The 5,921-nt window shown below is 67.7% G+C and carries 6 protein-coding genes; 4 read left to right on the top strand and 2 right to left on the bottom strand.

Translation table 11 applies throughout. The annotated features are described in order from the left end of the window. Together ACIQ6O_RS11505 and bchF are read right to left on the bottom strand one after the other, a co-directional pair. Positions 1-581: nitrogenase component 1 (locus ACIQ6O_RS11505; protein ID WP_396207932.1), on the bottom strand; the 581-nt coding region annotated here is incomplete at its 3' end. After that, complete coding sequence (bchF, locus tag ACIQ6O_RS11500) at positions 578-1,138, bottom strand: 2-vinyl bacteriochlorophyllide hydratase (protein WP_396207931.1); 561 nt, start codon at positions 1,136-1,138, stop codon at positions 578-580. The genes bchF and ACIQ6O_RS11505, both read right to left, overlap by 4 nt. Positions 1,139-1,336: 198 nt before the next feature. Between bchF and ACIQ6O_RS11495 the strand changes: the two genes are divergently transcribed. The 4 genes from ACIQ6O_RS11495 to ACIQ6O_RS11480 all read left to right on the top strand — a co-directional run. Further along, positions 1,337-2,299 (top strand): B12-binding domain-containing protein, encoded by a 963-nt coding sequence (locus ACIQ6O_RS11495; protein ID WP_396207930.1) that lies wholly within the window; start codon positions 1,337-1,339, stop codon positions 2,297-2,299. Further along, positions 2,265-3,707, top strand: coding sequence for a transcriptional regulator PpsR (gene ppsR / locus ACIQ6O_RS11490; protein ID WP_396207929.1), 1,443 nt, complete (start codon positions 2,265-2,267; stop codon positions 3,705-3,707). Before ACIQ6O_RS11495 ends, ppsR begins: the two co-directional genes overlap by 35 nt. A 108-nt stretch (positions 3,708-3,815) precedes the next feature. Then, positions 3,816-4,754 (top strand): chlorophyll synthase ChlG, encoded by a 939-nt coding sequence (gene chlG, locus ACIQ6O_RS11485; protein ID WP_396207928.1) that lies wholly within the window; start codon positions 3,816-3,818, stop codon positions 4,752-4,754. Further along, positions 4,754-5,921, top strand: a 1,168-nt coding sequence (locus tag ACIQ6O_RS11480; protein WP_396207927.1) for a BCD family MFS transporter, incomplete at its 3' end; no start/stop codon positions are given. The genes chlG and ACIQ6O_RS11480, both read left to right, overlap by 1 nt.

The raw sequence follows: 5,921 nt of genomic DNA, 5'->3' as shown, positions 1-5,921 counted from the left end.
GGCCCGATGCCCAGCTTGGTGAACATACGGGCGAACTGGTCTTCCACCACGTCGGCCACCGTGCCCACCACCAGCAGTTCCGGCGCCGCACTCGTGCTGGCCGGCAGGTGCGGCACCATGCTCCGCAGGCAGGCGTCCTCGCCCTGCGTGAAGGTGGTCTCGATGCCGCTGCCACTATAGTTGAGGATGCGCACCTGCGGCATGAACTGCGTATTGAGCCGTTCCGCCGCGCGCGCGAGGTCCAACTTGATCACTTCCGACGGGCACGATCCCACCAGAAAGAGCGTGGCGATGTCGGGGCGGCGCGCCAGCAGCTGCTGCACCACCCGGTCGAGCTCGTCGTTCGCATCGGCGAGCCCGGCGAGATCACGCTCACTGAGAATAGCCGTGGCAAACCGCGGCTCGGCGAAGATCATCACGCCCGCCGCCGACTGCACGAGGTGCGCGCAGGTGCGCGACCCCACCACCAGAAAGAACGCGTCCTGCATCTTGCGATGCAGCCAGACGATGCCGGTCAGCCCGCAGAAGACCTCGCGCTGACCACGCTCGCGGATGACGGGCAACTCAAGCGCTGTACTCACGCGGCCTGCACCTCGGCGGCCCGGGCGGCCTTTTCCGCAGCTTCCTGCAGCCGGGCGGCCCGAAGCTTGAGAATGAATTGAATCGCGTTCACGGTGTAGGCGCCGTAGGCCACCAGCGCCATCCCCATGAGAAACCGTGGTTCCCACTCGAGGTACAGCCCGATCAGATAGGCCGTGTGCTGGCCGATCACGAAGAAGCTCACCACGTCTTCCCAGAAGAAGGATTCGTGGAACAGGTACTGCCCGAAGACCACCTTCTCCCAGATAGCGCCGGTCACCATGATGGTGTACAGCACCAGCGTCTTGACGACGATGGAGAGGTGGGCGGCCTCGAGGCCTTGGCCGGTCTTGAGGTACCGCAACACGAGGAACACGGAAACACCCATGACGAGGAACTGGACGGGCGCAAGGATCCCTTGCACCAGCGTCCACTTCGTTTCGTCGCGGCGCTTGCGTTCTTCGGGCGTGTACAAGCCCGTGCGTGGCGGTGAGGCCGACGCGAGATGTGAGACGGCGGCGTCGCTTGCCGCCGTCTGGGGGGTGGGCACAACAGTCATCAACGCCTTCTCTTCCGGGGGTTCGCTGCCCAGATGCCGCTCAAGGTGCGATCGGACCGGGTAGTTGTCAAGAAGAATTGACGTACACTTTTCTTGACAACTGGACCGCATGGTACCATTATCGCCGAGCATTCGTTATGGTGTGCCCGCACACCGGGCTCATCTCACCTCGCCATCGCGCCAAGGAGTCCTCGCGTCATGATCGGCGCGTCTCTCCCGCCTGCCGCTGTCGGCTCCCAACAGGTGATTGCCAGTCCGGGCTCCAACCCCGAGGCCATGGATCACCTAACTCCGCAGCGCACCGGCGAGCCCACCCTCGAACGCCTCGAGCGTCTCGAGCGCACCATCCAGAATGAACTCGTCCCGCGGCTCATGACGAGTCACCGCGTTGGGCCGGTCTCGCCGGCCATCGCCGCGGCCGCCGCGCGCGTCCTCTCCGAGACCGACGTGACTGCCTTCGTGACCGCCGTGCGCAGCCACGATGACACACGGGGCGCCCAGTTCATCCGGGGCGTACTGGCGGAAGGGGCCACCGTCGAAGCGGTGTACCTCGATCTGCTCGCCCCGTCTGCCCGCCGGCTGGGGGACATGTGGGACAACGACGAATGTGATTTCGTCGAGGTGACCGTCGCGCTCGGCCGCATGCAGCGCCTGCTGCGCGATCTCTCGCAGGTGTTCCTCTCCGAGTCCGGCCACACCGAGCCGGTGGGCAACATCCTGCTCACCTGCGTCCCCGGCGAGCAGCACACCCTCGGCATCATCATGGTCGGGGAGTTCCTGCTCCGCGACGGGTGGCGCGTATTGGTGGGGGCACCGTGGACGGACAGCGATCTGCTCAACATGGTCGCCAACGAGTGGTACGACGTGATCGGCTTCTCGGTGGGGACGGAAAACCGCCTATCGGTGTTGCGGCGTGACATCCGTCGTCTCAAGCAGGCGTCCTGCAACCCGAATGTGCAGATCATGGTGGGCGGCCAGCTGTTCGCCGAGGATGCCTCGCTCGCCGAGCAGGTCGGTGCGAACGCGATCGCCTCCGACGCACGCGAGGCGCCGACGATCGCCCGTGCGTTGCTCCCGGCCGCCCGTGCCGGTGCAGATGCCCACAGCGTGGAGGGCCCTGGCGCGTATGGCCAGTTCCGTGAAGCCATTCGACGCGACTAATCCCGCCTTCGGCGAGCTCGATGCCCGCTCCGCTGCCGCGCTGCTCGCGGTGGCGGGGGACATTGCGCTTGTCATGGATGGCGCGGGGGTCATTCGCGACGTGGCCGTCATGGGCGGCGGCGATTCCCAGTTCGACACGGCGGCGCAGTGGATCGGTCGGCCGTGGAACGAGACGGTCTCGGGGGACTCGCGCGCCAAGATCGACACGCTGGTGAAGGAAGCGGTGCACCAGGGCGTGTCGAAGCGGCGCCAGGTGAACCACGTGATGGGCGACGTCATGGACGTCCCGGTGTCGTACACCACGATCAAGCTGGGCCGCGATGGCAGCCTGGTGGCGGTCGGGCGCGACATGCGGCACGTGTCGGCGTTGCAGCAGCGGCTCGTGGAAGCCCAGCAGGCGATGGAGCGCGACTACTGGCGGCTGCGCCACGTGGAGACGCGCTATCGTCTGCTCTTTCAGTTGGCGAGCGACGGCATTCTGGTGCTCGACGCCTCGAACCTGAAGGTGCTCGACGCCAACACGGCGTCGGGCCAGATCTTCGGTGAGCCGACCGAGCGCCTCATTGGTCGGGCGTTCCCGTTCGGTATGGACGCGGTGGCGGCACGCGCCCTCGAGGACCTGCTGTCGGCGGCCCGCAGTGCCGGTCGGGCCGGCGAGGTCTCGCTGTCGCTCCATGGCGGCCGGGCGTTTCACGCGTCGGCGTCGTGCTTCCGCCAGGAGCAGGCCACCCTGCTGCTCGTGCGCTTCTCGCCGGCCGAATTGCCGCCGGTCGGCAGCAGCGGGGCGAACTCCCCGTCGCGGCTCCTCGACTTGCTCGAGCGCTCGCCCGACGCGTTCGTGGTCACCGATCTCGACGGCGCCATCCTCACCGCCAACCGCGCGTTTCTCGACATCACCGAACTGGCGAGCGAGGAACAGGTGCGGGGGACGCCGCTCGCCACGTATATCGGCCGGCCGGGGGCGGACTTTCCGGTGTTCACGAGCATGCTGCGCAAGAACGGCGTCGTGCGGCTCATGGCCACCTCCGCCCGTGGGCAGCACGGCAATCAGTCGGAGGTCGAGGTCTCGGCTGTGTGGGTCCCGGAGGGCGAGGAGCCGTGCATCGGCTTCACCATCCGCGACATCGGCCGCCGATTGGCGAGCGGCCCGCAGGGCGCGCGTGACCTCACGCGGGCGGTCGAAGAGCTGACCTCGCTCGTGGGACGCGTCTCGCTGCGGGATCTCGTGCGCGACACGGTCGATCTCGTGGAACGCCACTTCATAGAAGCGGCGCTGGAACTCACCAACGACAATCGGACCTCGGCGGCCGAGGTCCTCGGGGTGAGCCGACAAAGTCTCTACGTGAAACTGCGGCGACACCGGCTGGCGGCCCCGGGGAGCGACAAGGACGACGACGCCGGCGGGTAGCCCCGGCCCTTCCCCGGAACCGCGAGCGGGCCTCGGCCCCGCGTGAGATGCGCTGAACGCGCTCCGGGCTCTGTCGCACGAGGCCACTGTCAACTAAACTAGACACATATGGGCGTCAGCTACACAGAACGTACGGTCCCAGCGCGTTTGGACCCGAAGGCGGTCCTCACGCTGCTCAAGCCGGTCACTTGGTTCCCCCCGATGTGGGCGTTCACCTGCGGAGCGATCTCCGCAGGCGTACCGCTCTCGTCCGAGCGTGTATGGACGCTCGCGCTGGGAATCGGGCTGACGGGGCCGATGGTCTGTGCATCGAGCCAGGCGGTGAACGACTGGTTCGACCGGCATGTCGACGCGATCAATGAGCCCAACCGCCCCATACCGTCGGGGCGCATCCCCGGGCAGTGGGGACTCGCCATTGCCATCTTCTGGAGCGCGCTGTGTGTGGTGTGGGCGCTCCCCCTCGGCCGGTTCGGCTTGGCCGCCGTCGCCGTGGCGCTCGCCTTCTCGTGGGCGTATAGCGCCCCGCCGTTCCGCTTCAAGCGCAACGGATGGCTGGGTAACACGGCCGTCGGTTTCACCTATGAAGGGCTGGCGTGGATCACGGGCGCCGGCATCATGCTGGGCAACGTGCTGCCGCCTACGCCACTGCTGCTGCTCGCGGTGCTCTACAGCATCGGGGCCCACGGCATCATGACGTTGAATGACTTCAAGGCCATCGAGGGCGACCGGCAGATGGGGGTCAACTCCCTCCCTGTGTTGCTTGGTCCCACAGCAGCCGGGTGGGTGGCCTCGCTGGTGATGCTCGCCGCGCAGGCGGTGGTGATCGCGCTGCTGGTGTCGTGGGGGCGCCCCGGGTTTGCCACGGCGATCGGCGGTCTCGCGCTCGTGCAGGCGGGGCTCATGTGGTGGTTCGTGCAGAAGCCGATCGAACGGGCGCTGTATCTCAGCGCGTTTGGTGTGCCTTTCTATGTAAGCGGCATGATGGTGTCAGCCTTCGCCGTCCGTACGCTGCCCATGATCACCTCGTTCGGCGAGGCGCTCCGCTGATGGGCACTGCCGTGGCGCCGTCGCCGTCCACCGTCATCCGCTCCGGGGTCGCTGCATCGACTGCCGAAGTCGGGATGAGCTGGTGGCAGCTGACCCGCCTCGGGTTCGTGCAGGCGGCGATCGGCGCCGTGGTGGTCATGCTCACCACCACCATCAATCGCGTCATCGTGGTGGAGCTCGGGTTGCCGGCGCTCATTCCCGGCGTGCTCGTGGCGCTGCACTTCGCCGTGCAGCTGTACCTGCGGCCGCGACTCGGCCACGACAGCGATGGCCATGGCCGTCGGACGCCCTGGATTCTGGGCGGCATGCTGGTGTGCGCGCTCGGTGGCTTGGGTGTCGCCGCGAGCATCCCGGTGATGGCGCGCAATACGATGCTCGGTGTGGCCCTCGCCGCGCTGGCCAGCATGCTGCTGGGTGCCGGGGTGAGCGCGTCGGGTACGCCGCTGTTGGCGCTCATGAGTGAGCGCGCGAAGCCGTCGCAGCGCGCGGGTGCCGCCGCGATCACGTGGATTCTGATGATCGTGGGCATCATCATCACGGCTGCGACCTCGGGCAGCCTGCTCGATCCGTTCTCGTTCGAGCGACTCATCGCGGTGGCCGGCGGGATCGGTGTGGTGGGCTTGGTCGTGTCGTGGCTGGCGACGCTCGGCGTGGAGCGCGGCCCGCGCCCCGTGATGCCGGCGGCCGCCGAATCCGCGCATCAGGGCGCGTTCATGGCGACGTTCCGCACCGTGTGGGAGGAGCCGGCGGCGCGACTGTTCTCGGGATTCATCTTCTTCGCGATGTTCGCCTACAGCGCGCAGGATCTCATCCTCGAGCCGTTTGCCGGCCTCGCGTTCGGCATGACGCCCGGGGAAAGCACCAAGCTGTCGGGCGCGCACCACGGCGGCGTACTGGGCGGCATGATCGTGGCAGCCCTGATCGCCACGCGCACCGGGCAGCTTCGCCAGTGGGCGGCAGCGGGGTGTGCGGCGTCGGCGCTCGCGTATCTGGCCATGGTGGCATCCCCGGCGCTGGCGAGCCGTGAGCTGTTCACGGTGATCGTGGTGCTCCTCGGCCTGTCCAACGGCGTCTTCGCCATTGGCGCGATCGGCTCCATGATGGCGCTCACGGGCGACAAGACGGACGGCCGCGCCGGGTTGCGGCTCGGCGTGTTCGGCGCCGCAC

The organism is Gemmatimonas sp., assembly GCF_044345575.1.
GTDB lineage: Bacteria > Gemmatimonadota > Gemmatimonadetes > Gemmatimonadales > Gemmatimonadaceae > Gemmatimonas.
Note: the sequence above shows the minus strand (reverse complement) of the source record. Positions and strands in the feature narration are given on the sequence as shown.

Bases quoted from the DNA above. Each gene is read 5' to 3' on its own strand.
- bchF (WP_396207931.1), bottom strand. From the start codon at position 1,138: ATGACTGTTGTGCCCACCCCCCAGACGGCGGCAAGCGACGCCGCCGTC.
- ACIQ6O_RS11495 (WP_396207930.1), top strand. From the start codon at position 1,337: ATGATCGGCGCGTCTCTCCCGCCTGCCGCTGTCGGCTCCCAACAGGTG.
- ppsR (WP_396207929.1), top strand. From the start codon at position 2,265: ATGGCCAGTTCCGTGAAGCCATTCGACGCGACTAATCCCGCCTTCGGC.
- chlG (WP_396207928.1), top strand. From the start codon at position 3,816: ATGGGCGTCAGCTACACAGAACGTACGGTCCCAGCGCGTTTGGACCCG.